At 69.1% G+C, this 22482-nt stretch carries 23 protein-coding genes; 12 read left to right on the top strand and 11 right to left on the bottom strand.

Going from position 1 to position 22482, the window contains the following annotated elements:
- Positions 1 to 554: 554 nt before the first annotated feature.
- Positions 555 to 1775, bottom strand: a complete 1221-nt coding sequence (gene moeB / locus ABIC21_RS16450; protein ID WP_354351442.1) for a molybdopterin-synthase adenylyltransferase MoeB — start codon at positions 1773 to 1775, stop codon at positions 555 to 557.
- Positions 1776 to 1859: 84 nt separating this feature from the next.
- Between moeB and ABIC21_RS16455 the strand changes: the two genes are divergently transcribed.
- The 3 genes from ABIC21_RS16455 (at position 1860) to ABIC21_RS16465 (ending at position 3174) form a co-directional block, all read left to right on the top strand.
- Positions 1860 to 2525, top strand: coding sequence for a TetR/AcrR family transcriptional regulator (locus ABIC21_RS16455; RefSeq protein WP_354351443.1), 666 nt, complete (start codon positions 1860 to 1862; stop codon positions 2523 to 2525).
- A 52-nt stretch (positions 2526 to 2577) separates the two neighbouring features.
- Positions 2578 to 2802: a DUF3107 domain-containing protein gene (locus tag ABIC21_RS16460; protein WP_354351444.1), complete on the top strand. Its 225-nt coding sequence runs from the start codon at positions 2578 to 2580 to the stop codon at positions 2800 to 2802.
- 69 nt (positions 2803 to 2871) lie between these two features.
- Positions 2872 to 3174: a hypothetical protein gene (locus ABIC21_RS16465; protein WP_354351445.1), complete on the top strand. Its 303-nt coding sequence runs from the start codon at positions 2872 to 2874 to the stop codon at positions 3172 to 3174.
- Between the two features lie 16 nt (positions 3175 to 3190).
- Here the strand turns inward: ABIC21_RS16465 and ABIC21_RS16470 are convergent, their stop codons facing one another.
- Genes ABIC21_RS16470 through thiO form a run of 4 tightly spaced genes read right to left on the bottom strand, consistent with a single transcriptional unit; the run spans position 3191 to position 5948 of the window.
- A complete protein-coding gene (locus ABIC21_RS16470) occupies positions 3191 to 3520 on the bottom strand; it encodes a 4a-hydroxytetrahydrobiopterin dehydratase (RefSeq protein WP_354351446.1) in 330 nt (109 codons plus the stop codon).
- 18 nt (positions 3521 to 3538) lie between these two features.
- Entirely contained in the window at positions 3539 to 4357 is an 819-nt protein-coding gene (locus ABIC21_RS16475; RefSeq protein ID WP_354351447.1) for a thiazole synthase, read from the bottom strand.
- A gap of 5 nt (positions 4358 to 4362) precedes the next feature.
- Complete coding sequence (thiS, locus tag ABIC21_RS16480; RefSeq protein ID WP_354351448.1) at positions 4363 to 4599, bottom strand: sulfur carrier protein ThiS; 237 nt, start codon at positions 4597 to 4599, stop codon at positions 4363 to 4365.
- Positions 4596 to 5948, bottom strand: coding sequence for a glycine oxidase ThiO (gene thiO / locus ABIC21_RS16485; RefSeq protein ID WP_354351449.1), 1353 nt, complete (start codon positions 5946 to 5948; stop codon positions 4596 to 4598). The genes thiS and thiO overlap by 4 nt, the downstream gene beginning before the upstream one ends.
- A gap of 154 nt (positions 5949 to 6102) precedes the next feature.
- Here thiO and thiE point away from each other — a divergent pair, with 154 nt between their 5' ends.
- Positions 6103 to 6798 carry a thiamine phosphate synthase gene (gene thiE, locus ABIC21_RS16490; protein WP_354351450.1) on the top strand — a complete coding sequence of 232 codons (696 nt, stop codon included), beginning with the start codon at positions 6103 to 6105 and terminating at the stop codon, positions 6796 to 6798.
- A gap of 51 nt (positions 6799 to 6849) precedes the next feature.
- On the opposite strand, the gene ABIC21_RS16495 is transcribed toward thiE, so the two are convergent.
- Positions 6850 to 7521 carry a ferritin-like fold-containing protein gene (locus tag ABIC21_RS16495; protein WP_354351451.1) on the bottom strand — a complete coding sequence of 224 codons (672 nt, stop codon included), beginning with the start codon at positions 7519 to 7521 and terminating at the stop codon, positions 6850 to 6852.
- Positions 7522 to 7562: 41 nt separating this feature from the next.
- Between ABIC21_RS16495 and ABIC21_RS16500 the strand changes: the two genes are divergently transcribed.
- The 3 genes from ABIC21_RS16500 to ABIC21_RS16510 all read left to right on the top strand — a co-directional run bounded on the left by ABIC21_RS16500 (position 7563) and on the right by ABIC21_RS16510 (position 12004).
- Positions 7563 to 9056, top strand: coding sequence for an RNB domain-containing ribonuclease (locus ABIC21_RS16500; RefSeq protein ID WP_354351452.1), 1494 nt, complete (start codon positions 7563 to 7565; stop codon positions 9054 to 9056).
- 300 nt (positions 9057 to 9356) lie between these two features.
- Positions 9357 to 11126 carry a DEAD/DEAH box helicase gene (locus ABIC21_RS16505; protein WP_354351453.1) on the top strand — a complete coding sequence of 590 codons (1770 nt, stop codon included), beginning with the start codon at positions 9357 to 9359 and terminating at the stop codon, positions 11124 to 11126.
- 8 nt (positions 11127 to 11134) lie between these two features.
- Positions 11135 to 12004 carry a DNA-methyltransferase gene (locus ABIC21_RS16510; RefSeq protein WP_354351454.1) on the top strand — a complete coding sequence of 290 codons (870 nt, stop codon included), beginning with the start codon at positions 11135 to 11137 and terminating at the stop codon, positions 12002 to 12004.
- 72 nt (positions 12005 to 12076) lie between these two features.
- Here ABIC21_RS16510 and ABIC21_RS16515 read toward each other — a convergent pair whose 3' ends face one another.
- A complete protein-coding gene (locus ABIC21_RS16515; RefSeq protein ID WP_354351455.1) occupies positions 12077 to 12922 on the bottom strand; it encodes a PHP domain-containing protein in 846 nt (281 codons plus the stop codon).
- A 94-nt stretch (positions 12923 to 13016) separates the two neighbouring features.
- Here ABIC21_RS16515 and ABIC21_RS16520 point away from each other — a divergent pair, with 94 nt between their 5' ends.
- Complete coding sequence (locus ABIC21_RS16520; RefSeq protein WP_354351456.1) at positions 13017 to 14600, top strand: aminopeptidase P family protein; 1584 nt, start codon at positions 13017 to 13019, stop codon at positions 14598 to 14600.
- A 122-nt stretch (positions 14601 to 14722) separates the two neighbouring features.
- Here ABIC21_RS16520 and ABIC21_RS16525 read toward each other — a convergent pair whose 3' ends face one another.
- Positions 14723 to 15646 (bottom strand): YflT domain-containing protein, encoded by a 924-nt coding sequence (locus ABIC21_RS16525; RefSeq protein WP_354351457.1) that lies wholly within the window; start codon positions 15644 to 15646, stop codon positions 14723 to 14725.
- 77 nt (positions 15647 to 15723) lie between these two features.
- On the opposite strand from ABIC21_RS16525, the gene ABIC21_RS16530 reads away from it, so the two are divergent.
- From ABIC21_RS16530 to ABIC21_RS16540, 3 genes are read left to right on the top strand one after another with little or no spacing between them, the layout of a single operon-like run.
- Positions 15724 to 17007 (top strand): magnesium transporter MgtE N-terminal domain-containing protein, encoded by a 1284-nt coding sequence (locus tag ABIC21_RS16530; protein ID WP_354351458.1) that lies wholly within the window; start codon positions 15724 to 15726, stop codon positions 17005 to 17007.
- Positions 16988 to 17776: a DUF1003 domain-containing protein gene (locus tag ABIC21_RS16535; RefSeq protein ID WP_354351459.1), complete on the top strand. Its 789-nt coding sequence runs from the start codon at positions 16988 to 16990 to the stop codon at positions 17774 to 17776. The genes ABIC21_RS16530 and ABIC21_RS16535 overlap by 20 nt, the downstream gene beginning before the upstream one ends.
- Positions 17777 to 17787: 11 nt before the next feature.
- The gene (locus tag ABIC21_RS16540) at positions 17788 to 18954 is read left to right on the top strand and encodes an Mrp/NBP35 family ATP-binding protein (RefSeq protein WP_354351460.1); all 1167 of its coding nucleotides are present in this window, start codon (positions 17788 to 17790) and stop codon (positions 18952 to 18954) included.
- On the opposite strand, the gene ABIC21_RS16545 is transcribed toward ABIC21_RS16540, so the two are convergent.
- The 3 genes from ABIC21_RS16545 to sigE form a co-directional block, all read right to left on the bottom strand.
- Complete coding sequence (locus ABIC21_RS16545) at positions 18951 to 19340, bottom strand: twin-arginine translocase TatA/TatE family subunit (protein ID WP_354351461.1); 390 nt, start codon at positions 19338 to 19340, stop codon at positions 18951 to 18953. The genes ABIC21_RS16540 and ABIC21_RS16545 overlap by 4 nt on opposite strands.
- A 155-nt stretch (positions 19341 to 19495) precedes the next feature.
- Positions 19496 to 20635: a hypothetical protein gene (locus tag ABIC21_RS16550; protein WP_354351462.1), complete on the bottom strand. Its 1140-nt coding sequence runs from the start codon at positions 20633 to 20635 to the stop codon at positions 19496 to 19498.
- An 8-nt stretch (positions 20636 to 20643) separates the two neighbouring features.
- Positions 20644 to 21279: an RNA polymerase sigma factor SigE gene (gene sigE, locus ABIC21_RS16555; RefSeq protein ID WP_354351463.1), complete on the bottom strand. Its 636-nt coding sequence runs from the start codon at positions 21277 to 21279 to the stop codon at positions 20644 to 20646.
- A gap of 319 nt (positions 21280 to 21598) precedes the next feature.
- On the opposite strand from sigE, the gene ABIC21_RS16560 reads away from it, so the two are divergent.
- Complete coding sequence (locus ABIC21_RS16560) at positions 21599 to 22231, top strand: O-methyltransferase (RefSeq protein WP_354351475.1); 633 nt, start codon at positions 21599 to 21601, stop codon at positions 22229 to 22231.
- Positions 22232 to 22482: the final 251 nt, after the last annotated feature.

The following is a 22482-nucleotide window of genomic DNA, read 5'->3' on the forward strand; positions in this document are numbered from 1 at the left end:
CGGGGATGAAGTCGATGGCGAAAGTGGTCCCCATCAAATCCGTACCATGACTTGGCACCCGTCGCGCGGGGCTATTCCGCGCACGGAACCTGCCCGCCAGCGGGTACTTCAACACAACTGGACCGTGGTTACCTGGTGGAGGGATCATGCATTTCATTCTCATGCTCGTACTTAGAGAAAACTAGACCGCGCCCGCCCGTAAGCCGGTCCCCCACCGGTGCAAGCGCCACCCAAAATTTCACAGATCAAGATCGCCGCGTCTCCGCAACTGGTCGATTCCCGTAAGACCCGCCCGCAAAAATGCCCGGTGACGGGGGCTAAACGCTACACGCCAGACCGTCTCACAAATCTAGAGAGGCGAGGCGTCCCGTCGACCCGGCGCCCGCTGCCACGCGATGCCCTGCTTAGCGCCGAACGGTGTCGATTCTTCCGCGGCAGCCCGAAAGGACCGCGGCGGCCGATCCCGCAGAGTTACCGCCAGCCGCAGCGCCTGAGTAGCGGGGGACTCCAAAACACGGATGTCCCTGCATCGGCTCCCCTGCCGGCGGAAACGGTCAGTAGACCGGCTTGTCCGGCTCCACGTCCCGCACCCAGGCCAGGATGCCGCCGTCGAGGTGGCTGACGCGCTCATAGCCCGCAGCCCGGGCGGCGGCGAGGACGGCCGCGGACCGGGTCCCGGCCTTGCAGTGGAAGACGATGTCCATGTCCTGCGGCAGCTCGTGCCAGGCGTCGCCGGCCAGGATCCGGCCTTGCGGGATGAGAACGGCCCCGTCGATCCGGACGATGTCGTACTCCCCCGTTTCGCGCACATCGACCAGGTGGAAGTCCTTGAGTCCGGCCGTGCGGGAGGCCAGCATGGTGGCCAGCTGCGTTGCCGTCACGGTGTGTTCGGTGCCGGCCTCCGCGGCCGGCGTGATGCCGCAGAACGCCTCGTAATCGGTCAGCTCCGTGATCCGCTCCGCCTCGGGATCCCTGGAGACCTTGATTTCCCGCCACGTCCCGCCGAGGGCGTCGAAGAGCGCCACCCGGCCCAGCAGGGAACGTCCGACGCCGGTGATCAGCTTGACGGCCTCCGTCACCATGAGCGAGCCCACAGCGGCGCAGAGCATGCCGAACACGCCGCCTTCCCCGCAGGACGGCACCGAACCCGCGGGCGGCGCCTCCGGGTACAGGTCCCGGTACGTGGGGCCGAACAGTTCCCAGAACACGCTGACCTGCCCGTCGAAGCGGAAGATCGAGCCCCAGACGTAGGGCTTGCCGAGGATCGCCGCGGCGTCGTTCACGAGGTAGCGGGTGGCGAAGTTGTCGGCGCCGTCAAGGATGAGATCGTAGCCGGCAAACAGTTCCAGGGCGTTGGAGGCGTCCAGCCGGACGTTGTGCAGCCGGACCTCCACGAGCGGGTTCAGTGCGGCAATGGCGTCGCGCGCCGACTCGATCTTGGGCCTGCCCACGTCCGCCACGCCGTGGATCACCTGGCGCTGGAGGTTGCTCAGGTCCACGGTGTCGTCGTCGACGATACCCAGGGTTCCCACGCCGGCGGCGGCCAGGTACAGCAGCGCTGGAGAGCCCAGGCCGCCGGCGCCGATCACGAGGACCCTGGCGTTCTTCAGGCGGCGCTGACCCACCGATCCGATCTCCGGGATGATCAGATGCCGGGAGTAGCGTTCCACCTCGTCCGGGCTCAGGGCGTCGGCCGGTTCCACCAGCGGTCCGGGGGCCACGGACGCTGTTTCCGGCGTTGCGGGGGCTGGGCTGGGGGTGAACTTGGAAGCCATACTTCAATCTATGCCCGAAGATGCCGCCAGGTCATATTACCGGCACGTAAAGTGGACGTAACAGCAAGCGAAAGAAGGCCGACAGTGGTTCATCAGGCACCGGTTGAGCGGGGTCATACCGGGAAGTCACCGGACATCCCGGCACGCAGCGGACAGCGGTCGGCGCGGCTGCCCCGCGATGAGCGCCGGGCACAGTTGCTCGCGGCGGCCCAGGAAGTGTTCGTCGCCAACGGATACCACGGGGCCGCGATGGACGAAATCGCCGAGACCGCCCACGTCAGCAAGCCCGTGCTGTACCAGCACTTCCCGTCCAAACGCGAGCTGTACCTGGCCCTGCTGGACAGCCAGCTGAGCAAACTGATTGGGCTGCTGCTCGGGGCCCTCAACTCCACCACGGACAACGACGAGCGCGTCCAGGCGGTCATGCGGGCCTACTTCCGCTTCATCGCCAGCGACGACCAGGCCCACCGCCTCGTCTTCGAATCCGACCTCGTCAACGACACCGATGTCAGTGCACGGCTCGAAGCGTTCAACAAGACCTTCGCCGACGCCGTCGCCCGGGTCATCGCCGAGGACACGAAGCTGCCCGAGCTGGAGTCCCAGCTCCTGGGCCGCGGGCTCGCCGGAATGGCGCAGGTCAGCGCCCGGTACTGGCTGGAAACCGACGGCAATCTTGACCTCGATGTGGCCAGCGATCTGATCTACCGTTTAGCTTGGCGCGGAATCTCCCGCTTCCCCAAGGAAACCTAGACTACAAATAGAGATAACACCTGAGAACTTTGATTGGCTGGGAGGCCTTGTTGTGGAAGTAAAGATCGGCATACAGAACATCGGCCGCGAAATTGTCCTGGAATCGTCCCAGGAGGCCGACGCCGTGGCCAAGGTGGTCGGCGAGGCCATCGCTAAGGGCACGGAGCTGCGCCTGACCGACGAAAAGGGCCGCCAGATCATCATTCCCGCGAACGTGCTGGGCTATGTTGAAATCGGCGCCGAGGAAACGCGCCGCGTCGGTTTCGGCGCGCTCTAACCACCAGCAGTCCCTGCCGGCCGGCCGCGCTGCTGCCGGCCGGCACCCCGATCCGCAAGGAGTCCCGACATGCTTTCCCTGATTGTGGTTGCCCTGGTGACCGTGGCCGCGGGCTTTGTGGTGTGGGCCAACGACAAACGCCACGCCAAGTACGGCATCGCCGTGCCGGCCGGAGTGTCGCTGACCGTCGGGATGCTGAGCTGGATCGCTTTCATGGCCGCCGGGCTTGGCTATCAGCCGGGGCTGACCTGGATTCCGTGGGTGCTGCCCATGGTCCTGGGCGCCGCCGTCGCCGTGGCGGCCGTGCTGTACCTGGGCAAGACCCGGACCAGCCGCGACACGGCCCGGCTCACCGCCATCCTGCGCTACTAGCCGCCGGCCTCCCGACCTATTCCTGCGGGGGTTCCGCGGTGGCGCCGACAGCGGCTGCTGCGGCACCGGCGGCCGTGGCGGCAGCGACGTCCCGCCGCGTGACCCTGTCCCCGGCGTCGTGGGAGCTGTACCGCAGGAAGACCCGGTTGTAGCGCCAGTCCAGGTCCGGGTGGTGCTTCTGCTCCTCGGCAAGGCGTCCGACGGCGACAATCAGTTCCAGCGCCGCGGCCGCCGTCCGTACCTTGTAGACGGTGACGAGACCGCCCAGCCGGTATCTCCAGTCCGGCAACTCCGCCAGGGCTTCGTGGATCTGGCCCTCGCTGAGGATGTCGTCGGTGGCTGCCATCGCGGGCTCCTTTGCTGCCTAGAGGAATTCTGCCCGGCCCTCCATGGCCGAGGACGCCAGCGCGTGCTCCCGGCGCGGGATCCTGCCGGCCCTTTTCGCCAGCCTACCGGCGATCACCGCATGCTTGAAGGCCTCCCCCATCAGCACCGGATTCTGCGCCCGCGTCACGGCCGTCGCCAGCAGCACGGCGTCGCAGCCAAGCTCCATGGCCAGGGCGGCGTCGGAGGCGGTACCAATCCCGGCGTCCAGGACCACGGGCACGGACGCCCGCGAGACGATCAGTTCGATGTTGTGCGGATTCAGGATGCCCAGGCCCGTGCCGATCGGCGCACCCAGGGGCATCACCGCGGCGGCGCCGAGGTTCTCCAGCCGCAGGGCCAGCACCGGATCGTCGTTGGTGTACGCGAAGACTTTGAACCCGCGGCCCACCAGCTGTTCGGTGGCCTCGACGAGTTCGACGGCGTCCGGCAGCAGGGTGTGCTCGTCCGCGATGACTTCCAGCTTTACCCAGTCCGTTTCGAGGGCCTCGCGGGCCAGTTCGGCAGTCAGCACGGCGTCCTTGGCGGTGAAGCAGCCCGCAGTGTTGGGCAGCACCCGGATGTTGTGGTCCAGCAGCAGCTGGAACAGCGATCCGGTTTCCGCGGGCGAGTAGCGCCGCATCGCGACGGTGGTCAGCTCGGTGCCGGAGGCCAGCAGCGCGGCGCCCAGACCGTCCAGGCTCGGCGCCCCGCCGGTGCCCATGATCAGCCGCGACCCCAGCCGCACGCCGTCGACTGTGAAGGGATCTGCCGCGTCCGGTGAGATTGCCCGGGCCGCTGTCCGTGTGGTGTCCGCCATGCTGCTCATCCTCCCTGGACCGCCGTGACCAGCTCGATGTCGTCGCCGTCGGCGAGCGCGGTGCCGTGCCACTGGCTCCGGGGAACCACCTCCGCGTTGCGGGCGACGGCGACCCCGAGTTTCCCGCCGTCCGCGGACTGTCCGTTCGGCGCCAGCGGCCGGCCGGTGACCTGGCTGACGAGGGTGCTGACCGAGGCTCCGTCGGGGAGCACGTGCTCGGTTCCGTTCAGTCTGATGTTCATACCGTTTCCTTGCTGTGCTCGGGGGTGGTGTCCCGGTGGGTTGCGAATCTGTCGGGCCGGAAGTGGGCCCAGCGTGGGTCCGCGACGCCGTCCAGCAGTTGCCGGCAGATCTCCGCGGCGGCGGGGGTGAGCAGGATGCCGTGCCGGAAAAATCCGGTGGCGATGATCAGTCCGGCAACGTCGCCGGAACACGCGGATCCGGCGACCCGGCCCAGCAGCGGCGCGTTGTCCGGGGTTCCGGGACGGGCCCTGGCGGTGGCCTCAAGCAGTTCCAGTTCGGCGACGGCCGGGACCAGCTGCTGTGCGTCGCGCAGCAGCTGGTAGACGCCGCCGGCGGAGACGGCGCTGCCGGCCGGGGTGTTGCCAGCCGCCGTCGGGCTGCCGGCACCGAGGGCATCCTCCCGCTGGGTGGCGCCGATCACCACCGTGCCGTCCTGCCGGGGAACGATGTAGACCGGGACGCCGCGGACCAGTCCGCGCACCGTTGAGGTCAGCAGCGGCCGCAGTTTTTCCGGCACCCGGAGCCTGAGGATGTCGCCGTGGACCGGGCGCAGCGGCAACCGGAGTCCGGCGGGCAGGCCCTCGAGCGCGGCGGCGCCCAGGCCGTTGGCCACAATGGTTTCCCTGGCGCGGACGGTGCCGCCGCCGGCGAGGCTGGCGCCTGCGACCCGGCCGCCCGCCCAGAGCAGGCCGGAGGCGGGCCGGCGGATGGTGTGGCACTGTCCGTCGGCGGCCAGGAGTCCGCCGATCCGGGTGAGCAGGCGGCGGGGGTCCACCTGATGGTCGGCGGGAATGTCGAATGCGCAGGAGATGCCCGGGCTCAGGAGGGGCTCGCGCACCCGCGCCTCACGGACGGTCAGCGGTTCCACCGCGAGGCCGTGGGCCTGCTGGACGGCGCGCAGGTCCGCGAGCGCCCGGCGGTCGGCGGCGTCGGCCCCCACGGCGAGGGTCGGCGTCGTGAGGTACCCGGTGCCGGTGTCCGTCCCTGTATCCGTCCCTGAGTCTCCGGCTTCGACGGTCCGTCCCGCGGCCGGTTCACCGGCCAGTCCGGCCGCGAACGCGGGCCAGAGGCGGGATGATTCGAGCATGAGCTCCAGGAGGGTTTCCTCCTGGTAATGCAGTTCACTCACCGGGGCGAGCATGCCGGCGGCGGCCCAGCTGGCACCGCTTCCGGGGGCGTCGTCGATCAGGGCGACGGAACGGCCGGAGCGCCTCGCCGCCCAGGCGATCCCGTGGCCGACAACTCCGCCGCCGATCACGGCAACGTCGTAATATTCCTGGGTTTCGGCGTCATGGGCCGTCGCAGTGTCAGCTGCCGCGGACGAGCGGCGGGCGGATGTGGGGCCCATGGCGGATTCCTTCCCTACGCCGGTACTAACCGGATCAGGTCAAGCGGTCGGCTCTGACGCCCTCTCAGCCTGCCGGTGCCGGACGCCTGTGGCGTGGTCGGCTGCGGCGGGCTCCCGCGGTATTCGACCAGTTTAGAGGAACTAGGCTGGAGGCATGAGCCAGGACGCCGCCCACACCACTGCCCGCCTTTACCTTTGCACCGGTGCCCGCCAGGACCGCGGCGACTTTGCGGACTTTGTGGACGCGGCCTTTGCCGGCGGCGTTGACATCATCCAGCTGCGCGACAAGTCCCTGGAGGCGGCGGAGGAGCTGGAACTCCTGGAGGTCCTGCACGAGGCGGCCCGCCGGCACGGCCGGCTCTGGGCCGTCAATGACCGGGCGGACCTCGCCTCGCTCTCCGGGGCTCCGGTGTTCCACATCGGGCAGAAGGACATCCCCCTTGGTGCTGCGCGGGATTTCCTCGGCAAGGACACCGTGATCGGTCTCTCCACCCACAGCCCGGACCAGGTGGACGCGGCCATCGCCGCTTCCCCCGGCCGCAGCGGCCTGGACTACTTCTGCGTCGGCCCGGTGTGGGCCACCCCCACGAAACCGGGGCGCGCCGCCGTCGGACTCGAGCTGGTGCGCTACGCGGCCGACGCGGCCCGCCGGGCATCGGCCTCTGATGAGGGGAAGGTCGCGGGCGAGGTGCCGTGGTTCGCGATCGGCGGCATCGACCTCGGAAATGTGGAGCAGGTGGTGGAGGCAGGGGCGCGCCGGATCGTGGTGGTCCGCGCCATCACCGAAGCAGACGATCCCGCGGACGCCGCGCGGGCACTGCTCGCGGCACTCGACGCTTCGGGGAACTGAGCCCCGAGGGGAACTGAGCCCGCGGAAACGATCCCGGTCCGGGCCGTCCGGTCAGCCGGCCAGCCCGAGCTGGGTCATCCGGCGTGAGTGGTTCGCCGCCAGTTCGTCCATCAGCTCGCGGACCAGTTCCTTGGACCGGTCCTCGTCCGCGCCGACCAGTCCCCCGACGAACGAGTGCTCAAAACTCACCCGCTGGGCCTGGGTCAGTGCTTCCCCGAGCAGGCGCCTGGCCCACAGGGCCAGCCGCGAGGCCAGCCGCGGGTCGTCGGCGAGGGCCGTCTTGAGCCGCTCCCGCAGCACCTCCGTGGCTCCCCCGTCGGCCTGGATCTGCTCCACCAGGGCCCGGGTGCCGGCGTCGACGTAGCGGGATATGGCGCGGTAGAAATCGGCGGAGACGGTGTCGATCACGTACGCCTTCATCAGGGATTCGTACCAGTCCGCCGGGCGCGTGCGTTCGTGGAAGTGGTCCACGGACGGCTGGAACGGCAGCATGGCGGCCTCCGGGTCCAGGCCAATGGCGTCGAGTTTGGCGCTCACCAGCTCGTAGTGCTGGAACTCGATGACAGCGAGCCGGCCCAGCACCGCACGGTCGTGGAGGGAGGGCGAATACCGCGCATCGGAGGAGAGCCGTTCAAAGGCGGACAGCTCGCCGTAGGCCATCACGCCGAGCAGATCCATCAGGAAGCTGTTGTAACGGGCAGGATCAGCCGGGGATGTGCTCATGATCCAAGACTAATGGCGCAAATGAAGCTAATCTGATTTTCGTGTCCCATCATCGCCTGACCCCGAATGTCCACCAGCAGAAAAACCAACTTGCGGAGGCGCTCAACGCGCTGCGCACGACGCTGGAGCTGCCGGGCCCCTTCCCCGAGGACGCGCTCCGGGAAGCCAAGGAGGCAGTCGCCGGGCATGAGCTGCCGGAGCTGGATTTCACGCACATCGAGTTTGTGACCATCGATCCGGCGTCCTCCACCGACCTGGACCAGGCCCTCTTCATCGACCGTTCCGGTGCGGGCTACAAGGTCTTCTACGCGATCGCCGACGTCCCCTCCTTTGTGGTCCCCGGCGGCGCGCTCGACGCCGAAACCCGCCGCCGCGGCCAGACGTACTACACGCCCAACGGCCGGATTCCGCTGCATCCGGAAGTCATCAGCGAAGAAGCCGGCAGCCTGCTCGCCGGCCAGCGGTGCGCGGCGTTTGTCTGGGAGTTCGAGCTGAACGCCGCGGCCGAAGTGTCCGCGGTGCTGGTCCGCCGCGCAACGGTCCGCAGCCGCGCCAAGCTCAGCTACCGGGGGGTGCAGGCCGAGCTCGACGCCGGCACCGCCGCGCCCGTGCTGCAGCTGCTCAAGGAAGTCGGCATCAAGCGGGTTGAGCTGGAACGGCTCCGGGGCGGCGCCAGCCTGAACATGCCGGAACAGGAAATCGAGCAGCTGGCCGACGGCGGCTACCGGATTGCCGCTGCGCCGCCGCTGCCCGTGGAGGACTGGAACGCCCAGATCTCGCTGATGACGGGGATGGCCGCCGCTGAGATCATGCTGGCGGGCAAGGTCGGCATCCTGCGCACCATGCCGGCCCCGGATGAAGCCTCGCTGGCGCATTTCCACCGGCAGACCCGCGCCCTGGGAAAGCCCTGGGACGGCGAAATGAGCTACGGCGAATATCTGCGCACCCTGGATCCGACAGATCCGCGCCAGCTGGCGATCGTGCACTCGGCCGGCATGCTGTTCCGCGGCGCCGGCTACACCCCTTTCGACGGAACCGTGCCCGGGGCCGCCACCCAGGCCGCCATCGGCGCTGCCTACGCCCATTCCACGGCACCGCTGCGCCGGCTGATCGACCGGTTCGTCCTGGTGATCTGCGAGGCGCTCAGCAACGGCACAGCTGTCCCGACCTGGGCCCGCGAGGCCCTTCCTTCCCTTCCGGCGATCATGGCGACCTCGGACCAGTTGGCTGCCAAACTCGAGCGGCTCTCCCTCGACACCGTCGAGGCGGCGCTTCTGGTAAACCACATCGGCCAGGAGTTCGACGCCGTGGTGATTTCCGGGTCCAAGCCCGCCCGGAACGGGAAGAATGGGAACGGAAAAGCCGCGAACGTCAAGAACGGAAACGGCAACGGACCCTCCGGGATCGTGCAGATCGCCGAGCCCGCGGTCACCGCCCGCTGCCCCGGCGAACTGGAACCAGGCACACAGGTCCGGGTGCGGATAGTGTCCTCCGACATTGCCACCCGCGAGGTCCGGCTGGAGCTCGTGGGTTAGGGAATCGGCGGTGCTCCCGCGCGCCGCCTGCGGCGTCAGTCGAGGATCCGGTCCGCGTACAGCTAGACTGGAAGGGTAGATATGGATGCCCGGTCGTTGATTTCCTTGATTTCCGAATTCAACAAGCCCGCCCCTACGCGATCTTGAGATAGACCCGCTGGTCCCCAGTGCCAGCATTTAGATAGCCCGCGATCGGCTTCCACTGGAATTGCTTGCGCGCCTGAGCGTGCTCCGGAACGGCCACCCGGCCGGCCCCGTTGAGCAAGCAGCGCAGCCCAAAATGAATAAGGAAACTCCCCCGTGAGTGAATTGCACACGCACCAGCTTCTGACCGACGAATCCGGAAGGGAAACGCTCGAGCCGGAAGAGACCATTATCTCGGACGAGAAGCCGCACGAGATTGCCGAGAAAACCTTCGCCGACTTCAACGTCCGCGCCGACATCGTGGAGTCGCTGGCCGACGCCGGCATCACCCACCCCTTCCCGATCCAGGCCATGACCCTGCCGGTCGCCCTGAGCGGCCATGACATCATCGGCCAGGCCAAGACGGGCACGGGCAAGACCCTCGGCTTCGGTATCCCGGCGCTGCAGCGCGTCGTCGGACCGGACGATGCGGGCTATGACAAGCTCCCGGCCCCCGGCGCCCCGCAGGCCCTGGTGATCGTACCGACCCGCGAACTGGCCGTCCAGGTCGCCAATGACCTGCAGAACGCCGCCCGCAAGCGCAACGCCCGCATCACCACGATCTACGGCGGCCGTGCCTACGAGCCGCAGGTCGAGGCCCTGCAGAAGGGCGTCGAGGTTGTTGTCGGTACCCCCGGCCGCCTCATTGACCTGTACAAGCAGAAGCACCTCGTGCTGAAGAACGTCAAGATGGTCATCCTTGACGAGGCCGACGAAATGCTGGACCTCGGCTTCCTGCCCGACGTCGAGACCCTCATAGCCGGGACGCCCGCCGTCCGCCAGACCCTGCTGTTCTCGGCCACCATGCCCGGCCCGGTCGTCGCCATGGCCCGCCGCTACATGACGAAGCCGACCCACATCCGCGCCGCCGACCCGGACGACGAGGGCCTCACCAAGCGCGACATCCGCCAGCTGATCTACCGTGCCCACAGCATGGACAAGATCGAGGTCGTCGCCCGCATCCTGCAGGCCCGCGGCCGCGGCCGCACCATCATCTTCACCAAGACCAAGCGCACCGCGGCCAAGGTTGCCGAGGAACTCGTGGACCGCGGCTTCGCCGCCGCCGCCATCCACGGCGACCTCGGCCAGGGCGCCCGCGAGCAGGCCCTGCGCGCCTTCCGCAACAACAAGGTCGACGTCCTCGTCGCCACCGACGTCGCCGCCCGCGGCATCGACGTCGACGACGTTACCCACGTCATCAACTACCAGTGCGTGGAAGACGAAAAGATCTACCTGCACCGCGTGGGCCGCACCGGCCGCGCCGGCAACAAGGGCACGGCCGTGACCTTCGTTGACTGGGACGACATGCCCCGCTGGGGCCTGATCAACAAGGCCCTGGGCCTGAGCGTCCCGGAGCCCGTGGAAACCTACTCCTCCTCCCCGCACCTCTTCGAGGAGCTTGACATCCCCGAGGGCACCAAGGGCAGGCTGCCCCGCGACAAGCGTGTGCTGGCCGGCGTCGACGCCGAGGTCCTGGAGGACCTGGGCGAGACCGGCAAGAAGAACGCCCCCCGTACGGGACAGGGCACTGGCGGACGCGACAGCGCCCGCAGCGGCGGCCGTGACGCCGGCGCCACCGGCGGCGGTCGCGACGGCGGCCGTACCACCGGCGGCAGCCGCGACGGCAGCCGCGATACCCGCCGCAGCGGCGGGGCCAGCGCGAGCAAGGACAGCGGACGCTCCGGCGACCGCCGTCGTCGTCCGGCCGAGGCGGAAGCCAGCACCGGCCCGGCCGCCGAGGCACCGGCCAGGTCCGCCGCGAGCGCGCCGACCGAGGTCGACCGCGCCACCCGCGCACGCCGGCGCACCCGCACCCGCCGCCGCAACGGCGAAGTGGTTGCAGGCGAGGCACAGGCCGGGGCTCCGGCAAGCAGCACCGAGGCCTAAACCCCCTCATGACTGACACCGTCTGGGCGCCGGACGGCAGCAATCTGGTGGTACACGCGGACAACGCGGTGTACCTCCCGACGCTGCCGGACGGCGCCTTCACACTCATTTACGTGGATCCGCCCTTCAACACCGGCCGGGTCCAGAAGCGCCAGGAAACCAGGATGGTGCTCAACACAGGCGGCGACGGCGACCGGGTCGGGTTCAAGGGCCGCTCCTACGACACGATCAAGGGCGCGCTGCACAAGTACGACGACGCGTTCAGCGACTACTGGACGTTCCTGGAACCGCGCCTCGTCGAGGCCTGGCGGCTGCTCGCCGACGACGGCACCCTTTACCTGCATCTGGACTACCGTGAGGTGCACTACGCCAAGGTCATGCTCGACGCGATCTTCGGCCGCGAGTGCTTCCTGAACGAGATCATCTGGGCCTACGACTACGGCGCCCGCGCCAAGTACCGCTGGCCCACGAAACACGACAACATCCTCGTGTACGTCAAGAACCCGGCGAAATACCACTTCGACAGCGCCGAGGTGGACCGGGAGCCGTACATGGCCCCGGGACTTGTGACACCGGCCAAACGCGAGCTCGGCAAGCTGCCCACCGACGTCTGGTGGCACACGATTGTCTCCCCCACCGGCAAGGAAAAGACCGGCTACCCGACGCAGAAGCCCGAAGGCCTGATCCGCCGCGTGGTCGCAGCCTCCAGCCGCCCCGGCGACTGGTGCCTGGACTTTTTCGCCGGCTCTGGCACCCTTGGCGCCGTCGCCGCGAAGCTCGACCGCAGGTTCGTCTGCGTGGACCAGAACCAGCCCGCCATTGACGTCATGGCCAAGCGGCTCGCCCCGTATGCCGCCTTCACCGTCTTTCCAAGTTAACCCCGTTGCCCTATCACCTTTAGTGGCCATTCCGGCCCGATGGGGACCAAAACTGATAGGTCAACGAGGGGGTCAGCGGACCACCGGGGTTCCGGTTCCCTCTTCCTCGATCCGGGCGAACACTTCGGGTGAGGTGAGGTTCTCGCCGAGCAGGTTCGGCTTCCCGGCGCCGTGGTAGTCGGAGGACCCCGTAACCAGCAGCCCGTGCCGGTCCGCGAGTTTGCGCAGGAACACCCGGCCTTCCTCGGGATTGTCGCGGTGGTAGATTTCCAGCCCGGCCAGCCCGGCGTCGATCATTTCCTGGTAGACGCGCTCCCCCACGATCCGCCCGCGGGCGGACGCCACGGGGTGGGCGAACACCGGCACGCCGCCGGCGGCACGGACCAGTTCGACGGCGAACGCCGGGTCCGGCGCGTAGTGCTGCACAAAGTAGCGTGAGCGGGACGTCAGGATGGATTCAAAAGCCTCGGTGCGGTCCGCCACCACGCCCGCGGCGACGAGGGCGTCGGCGATGTGCGGGCGGCCCAGGGTGGCACCGGGCGCCACATGGTGGATGACGTCGTCCCAGCTCAGCGGGTAGTCCTCCGCGAGCAGGCTGACCATCCGCTCGGCCCGGGTGAAGCGCGCGTCCTTGGCCTTCGTGATTTCCTCCAGCAGCCCGGCGTGCGCCGGGTCGTGCAGGTAGCTCAGGAGGTGCACGCTGATCCCCTCCATCGTCCGGCAGGAAATCTCCATCCCGGGAACCAGCGCCACGCCGTGCCCGCGCGCGGCGACGGCGGCCTCGGCCCAGCCGTCGGTGGAGTCATGGTCGGTCAGGGCGACGACGTCGAGGCCCGCCTCCGCCGCGGAGGCCATCACCGCGCCGGGCGCTTGGGTGCCGTCGGATACATTCGAGTGGGCATGCAGGTCGATCCTCACCCCACCAGCCTAGTAGATCGCCGCCGCGGCGCCCCGGGGAAGGACGCCGCCGGCCTGTTGGCCTAAGCCGCTCCGCTGGTGAGACTATGGGACGGTGAAAGATGCAGATAACACCCAAGTCTCCGCTTCCCAGCCCCTCGAAGAGCGCGTCAACAACCGCTCACAGCGGCCCAGCTCCGACGCGTTCAAGGCGTTCATGGCCAGCAACTGGGCCCCGTCCCGCGAGCAGCTTCCGGAACGCGACGCCGTCGCCGGCCACGCCGCCACCCGCCGGCGCGCCATCTCAGAGCAGTTCAAAGGCGAACGCCTGGTCATTCCCGCCGGTCCGCTGAAGGTCCGCTCCAACGACTGCGATTACCGCTTCCGGCCGCACTCCGGCTTCGCGCACCTCACCGGACTGGGCCTGGACCACGAGCCCGACGCCGTGCTCATCCTGGAACCCGTGGAGGCAGGCAAGGGCGACGACGGCGGCCACCACCACGCGACGCTGTACTTCCGACCGCTGGCCGGCCGCGACACCGAGCAGTTCTATGCCGATTCCCGCTCCGGCGAATTCTGGATCGGCGCCCGTCCGACGCTGGCCGAGTTCAAAGCCCTCCTCGGACTGGACACCGCGGACATCAGCGAACTCGAACTGGGCATCACCAAGAACGTAGGCGCCCCCGAAATCGGCGGGATCTCCATCCGGCTGGTGCGGAAGGTGGACGAGAACATCGACGCCCTCGTGGACACCGCCCGCTACAACACCGCCAAAGACCCGGAGAACCTGGACCTGGGCATCCTGGACGCCCTCGACGAGAAGCTCTCCGAGGCCCTCTCCGAACTGCGACTGCTCAAGGACGAGTGGGAAATCGAGCAGATGAAGACCGCCGTCGCCGCCACGGTGCAGGGATTCACGGAGGTCGTCAAGGTCCTGCCGCGGGCCCTCACCCACCAGCGCGGCGAGCGTGTCGTCGAAGGCGCGTTCTTCGCGCGTGCCCGGGAGGAGGGCAACGAACTCGGCTACGACACCATCGCGGCCTCCGGCAACAACGCCACGGTGCTGCACTGGACCCGGAACACCGGCAAGGTCAACGCCGGCGAGCTGCTGCTGCTGGACGCCGGGGTCGAGGCGGATTCGCTTTACACCGCGGATATCACCCGCACGCTGCCGGCCAACGGCACCTTCTCCGAGATCCAGCGCAAGGTCTATGAGGCCGTGCTGGACGCCGCCGACGCCGGTTTCGCCGCCGCCCAGCCGGGCACCCGGTTCCGCGACATCCACACCGCGGCGACCACTGTGCTGGCGGAGCGGCTGGCCGTCTGGGGCCTGCTGCCGGTCTCCGTGGAGGAGGCCATCAGCCCCGAAGGCCAGCAGCACCGCCGCTGGATGCCGCACGGCACCAGCCACCACCTCGGCCTCGACGTGCACGACTGTGCCCAGGCCAAGCGCGAACTGTATCTCGACGGTGTCCTCACCCCCGGCATGGTCTTCACGATCGAACCCGGGCTGTACTTCAAGGATGAGGACCTCGCGATCCCGGAGGAGTACCGCGGCATCGGCGTCCGCATCGAGGACGACATCCTCATGACCGCCGACGGCCCGGTCAACCTCAGCGCGGCCCTGCCCCGCAAGGCCGACGACGTCGAATCCTGGATGGCGGGAATCTACCAGGACGCGGACGGCCCGACGGCGTAACCCCGTTCCTGACGGCTGCCTTCCTGGCAGTCACCGCCGCTGACACGCAGAAGGCCTCCGCCCGGATCACCGGGGCGGAGGCCTTCTGCGTTGCGGGTACTGCTGCGAAATACTGCTGCGAGTTACTGCTGCGAACCGCCGTCGTCGGGACCCTGCTTGGGCGTATCGGTGACGCGGACCCCGTACTGCGGGCGGCCGTCCGGCAGGTCCGGGTACGCGAACCCGGCGGGCTTGGCGACCTCCTCCGTCTCCGCTGCAGTGTCGGCGGATCCTGCCGGTCGGATGTGGGGCTCAGCCTGCTGGCCCGCGGCCGGCTGGTGGCCGGGCTGCTCGGCACCGGGCTGCTGCCCGCCAGGCTGCTGCCCGCCGGCGTCGGGGGTGCGCTGGCCGTACGGGTCGTTCCAGGCCGCGGGGCGCTGCGGGGCGTGGCCCTGCTGGCCCGGCTGCTGGGGCCCCTGCCCGGGACCGGGCTGGTACGGCTGGTGCTGGTAGTCGCGCTGGGAGTAGCCGGCCGACCCGGCGGAGGCCGAGGCGTCATGCTGGGTCATCGGAAGCTGGTGAAGGAGGCGCCGCGCCTCGTTCGCCGCCTCGAAGGAGACCACGACGTCGTAGTTGGTCGCCACCACCTGGCTCGTGGACGTGAAGTCGCGTTTGCCCTTCTGCATGGCGTACGTGACGATGCCGAACAGCATAAAGAAGGCCGCGCCCATCAACACGGAGGTCACAATCGAGAAATATCCCGGCGTCGTGGAGAAGAAGGAGAGCATGATGCCGACGAACAGGCCGAACCACATGCCGCTCAGGGCACCCGACAGGGCCACCCGGGGGTAGGTCAGCCGGCCGGTGACCCGCTCCACCATCTTCAGGTCATTTCCGACAATCGAGACCATCTGCACCGGGAACTGCTGGTCGGCGAGGTAGTCCACCGCCTTCTGGGCATCCAGGTAGGAGTTGTAGGAACCGACGGTGTCGCCCTTGGGGACACTGCGGGCCTCGTCCGGGCCGTTGGGGGCGCCAGCCCTGGGAGCACCAAAAATGTTTGACATATGCCTATTCTTACCTATCCGGCTGGGCACCGGCTGTAAATTCAGCTAAAAGAGAGCGGACTCGGTAGCCTGTACAGGTGAGCACAAATCTTTCGCGGGTGTTTGTTGCGCGCCTCCTCGGACTCGACGTCTTTGACCCACTGGGCGACCGTCTGGGCCGGCTGCGCGACGTCGTCGTGCTCTCCCGCGGAACCCGGGGCGCCCCGCACGTGGTGGGCATCGTCGTCGAGGTCCCCGGGAAGAAGCGCGTTTTCGTGCCGATGACCCGGATTACCTCGATCGACCAGACCCAGATCATCTGCACCGGTCTGGTGAACCTCCGGCGCTTCGAACAGCGCGGCGCGGAAACCCTCGTCGTGGCCGAGATGTTCGACCGCCGCGTCACGCTCGCAGACGGCAGCGGGGACGCCACGATCGAGGACATCGCGATGGACAAGCACCGCTCCGGCGACTGGTTTGTCAGCAAGCTCTTTGTCCGCCGCGGCCATTCCCTCTCCCCGCTGAGCCGGCTGCGCCGCAACGAGACCCTGATCATTGACTGGGCGGACGCGCAGCAGGGCGCGCGCACCGAGCCCCAGGCCGCCACCCAGTTCGTCGCGACCCACGAGGACCTCAAGCCGGCGGACTTCGCCGAAGCCCTGCAGGAGATGAGTGACAAGCGCCGCTTCGAGGTTGCCAGCGAGCTGCAGGACGAACGCCTCGCCGACGTCCTGCAGGAGATGCCCGAAGGTGACCAGGTGGAGATCCTTTCCGCCCTCGACGTGAACCGTGCCGCCGACGTGCTGGAGGAAATGGACCCGGACGACGCCGCCGACCTCCTCGCGGAACTGCCCAGCGCCCAGGCCGAGGAACTGCTCCAGCTGATGGAACCCGAAGGCGCCGAAGACGTCCGCCGTCTGCTCGAATACGACGAGGACACCGCCGGTGGCCTGATGACCCCGGTCCCGGTCATCCTGCCCCCGGAAGCCACTGTCGCCGAAGCCCTGGCCCATGTCCGCCGCGAGGAGCTCTCCCCGGCCCTGGCGTCGTCGATCTTCATTGCCCGGCCGCCGCTGGAGACGCCCACGGGCCGGTTCCTCGGCGTCGTGCACATCCAGCAGCTGCTGCGCTTCCCGCCGCCCGAGCCGCTGGGGAACCTGGTCGACAAGACCCTGGAGCCGGTGTCGGACCAGGCCCACATCAGCGAGGTGGCCCGCACGCTGGCCACCTACAACCTCAACTCGCTCCCCGTCGTCAACAGCGACGGTCGGCTTGTGGGGGCGGTGACTGTTGACGATGTGCTGGATCATCTGCTGCCCGATGACTGGCGCGCCCACGAGGACGATGTCCCGATAAGGAAGCTTGGAGGCCGCATTGGCTGATAACAGCGCACCACGGAACCCCCACGTCCGGCCGGGCAGCAAATCGGCCAAGGGAAGCCTCGATACACCCCTGAGCGGCCGCCAGCGGATCCTGCCGAAGTTCTCCCCCAACCCGGACGCCTTCGGCCAGACCACGGAAGGCTTTGCCCGCTTTATGGGCACGCCGCAGTTCCTGGTCTACATGACGGTGTTTGTCGTCCTCTGGCTGGCCTGGAACACCTTCGCCCCGGAGGAGTGGCAGTTCGATTCGCGGGCCCTCGGATTCACGCTGCTGACCCTGATGCTCTCGCTGCAGGCCTCCTACGCCGCGCCGCTGCTGCTCCTTGCCCAGAACCGGCAGGACGACCGTGACCGTGTCTCCCTCCAGCAGGACCGCCAGCGCGCGGAACGCAACCTCTCCGACACCGAATACCTGACCCGGGAACTCGCCTCGCTGCGGATCGCCCTGCGGGAAGTCGCCACCCGCGACTACGTCCGGGCCGAACTGCGCAGCCTGCTCGAGGACATGCTGGAGGCGCAGGAGGAACTGCGCACCCACGATCCGTCCGCCGGCGTCCACGAGACACCGCGGGACAAGGTCAAGGAAAAGCTGAAGGAACGCCGCGACAAGCAGCGCAGCCCCCGGACCCAGCAGATCCCCCGGGTCAAGTCCGACAGCAGCAAGGACTCTAAACCCGCCAAAAAGTCCGACACCGCACCGGACGCGCTGCAAGGTGCCGGGCCGGACAATGCCGGCGCACCGGCGCACCCCGTTTCCCCCGAGAACTGAGCCTTCACCGCATGAACCCCAGCCAGCACAGCACCACCCAGGGCATCTCCGCGGCCTCCCCTCTGGAGGGGGCCGTGCACGCCGCCCTCGCCACCGTGATCGATCCCGAACTCCGCCGTCCCATCACCGAACTCGGCATGGTGGACGCGGTGGAGGTTTCCGACGGCGGCCGGGTGCGGGTCTCGGTGCTGCTGACGATTGCGGGCTGCCCGCTGCGCGGGACCATCACCGCCGACTGCGAGGCGGCGCTGACCGCCGTGCCCGGTGTCACCGGCGTCGACGTCGACCTGAAGGTCATGACGCAGGAGCAGCGCGACGCCCTCAAGGAGCAGCTGCGCGGCGCCGGCGGGCAGCGCGGGATCCCGTTCAACGACCCCGGCTCGCTGACCAGGGTGTACGCGGTGGCGAGCGGCAAGGGCGGCGTGGGCAAGTCCTCCGTGACGGTGAACCTCGCCTGCGCACTGGCCGCCCAGGGGCTGCGCGTGGGGATCGTGGACGCGGACGTCTACGGCTTCTCCGTCCCGGCGCTGATGGGGATCACCCAGGCCCCCACCCGGGTGGATGACATGATCCTGCCGCCGGTGGCGTACGGGGTCAAAGTCATCTCGATCGGCATGTTCGTCACCGGCAACCAGCCGGTCGCGTGGCGCGGTCCCATGCTGCACCGCGCCCTGGAGCAGTTCCTCACCGACGTCTACTTCGGCGACCTCGACGCCCTGTTCCTGGACCTGCCGCCCGGCACCGGCGACATCGCCATCTCCGTGGCCCAGCTGCTGCCCAAAGCCCAGATCCTCGTGGTGACCACCCCGCAGGCGGCTGCCGCGGATGTGGCCGAGCGGGCGGGCGCCATTGCGACCCAGACCGGCCAGGCCGTTGCCGGCGTCGTGGAAAACATGTCGTACCTGGAAATGCCCGACGGCGGCCGGATGGAGCTCTTCGGAAGCGGCGGCGGCGCTGTGCTCGCCGAACGGCTGTCCGCCACCGTGGGTACCGACGTTCCGCTGCTGGGACAGATCCCGCTGGACATCCTGCTGCGGGAGGGCGGCGACGCCGGAGTTCCCCTGGTGCTGGGCCGACCCGAGACCCCGGCGGCCGCGGCACTGCTGGACATCGCCGGGAGGCTCGCCACTGTCCCGCGCGGGCTGAGCGGCAAGCCGCTGGGCCTGCAGCCCCGCTAAGTCGCTTCGGAGTCGAAGGGCGCCGGCTCGCCGTCCGGAAGCCGCTCGACCGTCCGGGCCGGCGGGTGTGCCGCAGCGGCAGCAGCGACAGTGGCCACCGCCGCCGGGGCGCCGGCGCTGACCGGCTTGCTGTCATCGTCGAGGAGCGCCTCCTTGATGATCCGGCGCGGATCGTACTGCCGGGGGTCGTACTTCTTCCAGTCGACGTCATCGATATCGATGCCGACTTCTTCCTTGATCTGTTCCCGCGCGCCCGACGCCATCCGGCGGACTTCCTTGACGATGTTGGCAAGTTTCTGGGTGTATTCGGGCAGCCTGCTGGGACCAATCACCAGAAGGCCGATGATCAGCAGAAGTAAAAACTCCGGTCCATTGATTCCAAGCACTGTAGGAAGATTACCCTCTCAATCGGAGCTGGGACGATTCGGCCGTGACACACGGTGCATCCCCATGGGCTGGTGCCCCCGCCGAGGTGAGATGTCGCGCCCATTGCGGAGCATCCCATGGGCGCGACATCTCACTTCGGGCCGGCATCGGCACGTCACGGGGCCAGCAGCTCCATAATCCTGCCCAGGCCGCGCTCCAGCCGCGCGGCGAAATTGTGCCCGGCGCCGGACCCTGTCCCGTCCCCGGGGACCGCCCCTGTGCCGTCGACCGCGCCGTCCTGCCCGGATCCCCCGTCGCCGGGCGTCGCCGCGGCCCGGGCGCGTACCAGGGTGGCCACACCGTCATCGGCCTGCTCCGCAGGCTGGTCCGACACGTACGTGAAGGTGACGTCGCCCGCCTGGTAGATCGCGGCGAAAGGTGCAGCATGCCTGACCCACAAGGTCCCGCGCTCGGCCCCTGCCCCGTCGCCAGTCGCCTCGGTCCCCGCCGGCACCGCTGCGGAGGTGAAACCGTCCGACGTCGCCGGCCGCCCAGTCAGTGCGTTGACCGGTGCCGGCAGGGCGGTTTGTGGCCAGCCGTGCGGACCGCCGGATTGCCCGGGAACGCCACTGTGCCGTGCGCCGCTGTTCTGTTCGCCGCTGTTCTGTTCGCCATTGCGCTGTTCGAGGACGGTCGCGAAATACCGGCCGTCGGTGAGGCGAAGTTCCAGGATGTCACCGCCGGCGAGCACCCCGGTCCTGGCCCAGACGAGGTGGTAGCCGAGTTCGCGGAGCTCGGGGCAGGTCCAGCCTTCGGAGCGCAGGGCGGCGAGCTGCTCGCCCGTGAGTGCCCCGGCCGGTGTGAAATCGGGTTCGCCGGTAAGGCTCCACCCGGCCGGTGCCCCGGCGTCGACGGCGGCCGCAGCCCCGGAAGCAAGGTCCCGCTGCAGAAAGACGGGGGCCGGCGCTCCGGCAGCCGCCGGGGCGTGGTCCCCGCCCATCAGGTACGCCGATCCGCCAAGCAGGGCTGTGGCGGCTGCCGCGGTCCCGGCGCCGAGCACGGCAGCACGGAGTGCCGGACGGAACCCGCGGTCCGCCGCCGGGCGGGTGGGCCGTTGTTCATTGCGGGCCAGTTCCGCAGTGCGTGCCAGCAGCCGTGCGGTCAGGTCATCGCTGGCCACGGGCACTTCGGCACCGCGCAGCCGCTCCAGGTACTGCCGTTCCCGGCGCTGCCGGAGCCGGCATTCCGCGCACGAGTCCAGGTGCCGGGGCCGCCGTTCGTGCGGGCCACGGAGCAGTCGTTTCAGCAGACGCATTGCCTGGTTCAGAGGAGACCGGCGATGCGCGGCATCTTCAGCCGCGGCTTCAGCGAGGCCTTGGCGGTCTGCGGCGGCCGCGGGTCGCGGTGTGCGAGCTTCTCGCGCAGCATGGTCCGGCCGCGGTGGATCCTGGAGCGGACGGTGCCGAGCTTGATGCCCAGGGCCACGGCGACCTCGTCGTAGGACAGGCCTTCCAGGTCGCAGAGGACGACGGCGGCGCGGAAGTCCGGGGGAAGCTCCTCCAGCGCGGCCTGCACGTCGACGTCAAGGTTGTTGAACTCGAAGCTCTGTTCCGGGCCGGGCTCGCGTCCGGGCAAACGGGATTCGGCGTCGTCGGCCAGTGCGTCGAAGCGGATCCTGCTCTTGCGCCGTGCCTGGTCCAGGAAGAGATTCGTGGTGATCCGGTGCAGCCACCCGTCGAGCGTGCCGGGCTTGAAGTTCTCCAGCGAGCGGAAGACGCGGACGAACACTTCCTGGGTGAGGTCCTCGGCGTCGTACTTGTTGCCGGTGAGCCGGTACGCGAGGCGGTACACCTTCGCGGAGTGGTTGGTCACCACTTCCTCCCAGGTGGGCCGGACCCACTCGGCCTCCGCCGCGGGCTGGGACTCTTCAGTTGCAGGGACAGCTGCCACTACCGACATTGTCCGCTCCCCTCGTGGATGGTGCTTACGCCGTGGACGGTGCTTGCGGCTGCAAGCTCCTGCATCCTTGATTCGGCGCCGATCACCACGCGGATGAGCGGATATTCATCATTTCAAATCAAGCTGGGAATTTCCTGACGCCGGAGTGCCTTCCGCCCACGGCAGAATGGCCGCCGACGCCGCCGCATCACGCCGCCCCTCACGCCGCTCTGCCCGGGCCGCAGTGTGACCGCCGCAGCGGGGGCGCCTCCCGGCCGGGTACCACCTGACACAGTACGCTGGAGTGAACAATCCCCCTGCCGCCCAGAAAGCGAAGTACATGAGCGCCGATAAGTCCACGAGCTGGTCCTACGCAGAAGATCTGCCTGCCGAGGATGAGGTCCTGATGCACGCGCGCGAACGGTCCTTCGAACTGGGCGTCACCCCGGTCGGCCCGGGCGTCGGAGCCGTCCTGACCGTCCTGGCCGCCGCCTCAAAGGCCCAGACCGCCGTCGAAATCGGCACCGGCGCGGGCGTCTCCGGCGTCTGCATCCTGCGCGGCCTGGGTCCCCACGCCGTCCTGACCACCATCGACGTCGACGTCGAACACCTCAAGGCCGCACGGGAAGCGTTCCAGGAAGCCGGCAGCCCGGCCAACCGCACGAGGACCATTTCCGGCCGCGCCCGCGACGTCCTCCCCCGGCTGACGGACGCCGCCTACGACCTGGTCTTCATCGACGCGGACAAGCCGAGCTACCCCGGCTACGTGGAACAGGCCATCCGCCTGCTCAAGTCCGGCGGCCTGCTGATCGTCAACGACGCGCTGGACAAGGACCGCGTCGCCAACCCGGCCGCACGGGAGGCCACCACCGTGGTCCTGCGCCACGTGGGCAAGGCCATCCGCGACGACGACCGCCTCGCGTCGGCAATGCTGCCCACCGGCGACGGCCTGCTGGTCGCCGTCAAGAAGTAGCCGTCGGCAACTCACTGTTCGGGGCGGCTGGCACCTCCGCGGGTAAAACGAAAAGCGGGTGGGGGGGGGGGGGGGCGCCCGGGGGGGGGGGCCCCCCCCGCCCGGGCGGGGGGGGGGGGGGGGGGGGGGGGCGGCCCGGGCGGGGGGGGGGGGGGGGGGGGGCGGGGCCCGCGCGCCGCGCCGCGCCGCCGCGCCCCGCCGCCCCCCGGGCGCGCGGCGGCGCGGGCCCCGCGGGCGGCGGGCGCGCGGGG

The organism is Pseudarthrobacter sp. PvP090 (assembly GCF_040547365.1).
Lineage (GTDB): Bacteria > Actinomycetota > Actinomycetes > Actinomycetales > Micrococcaceae > Arthrobacter.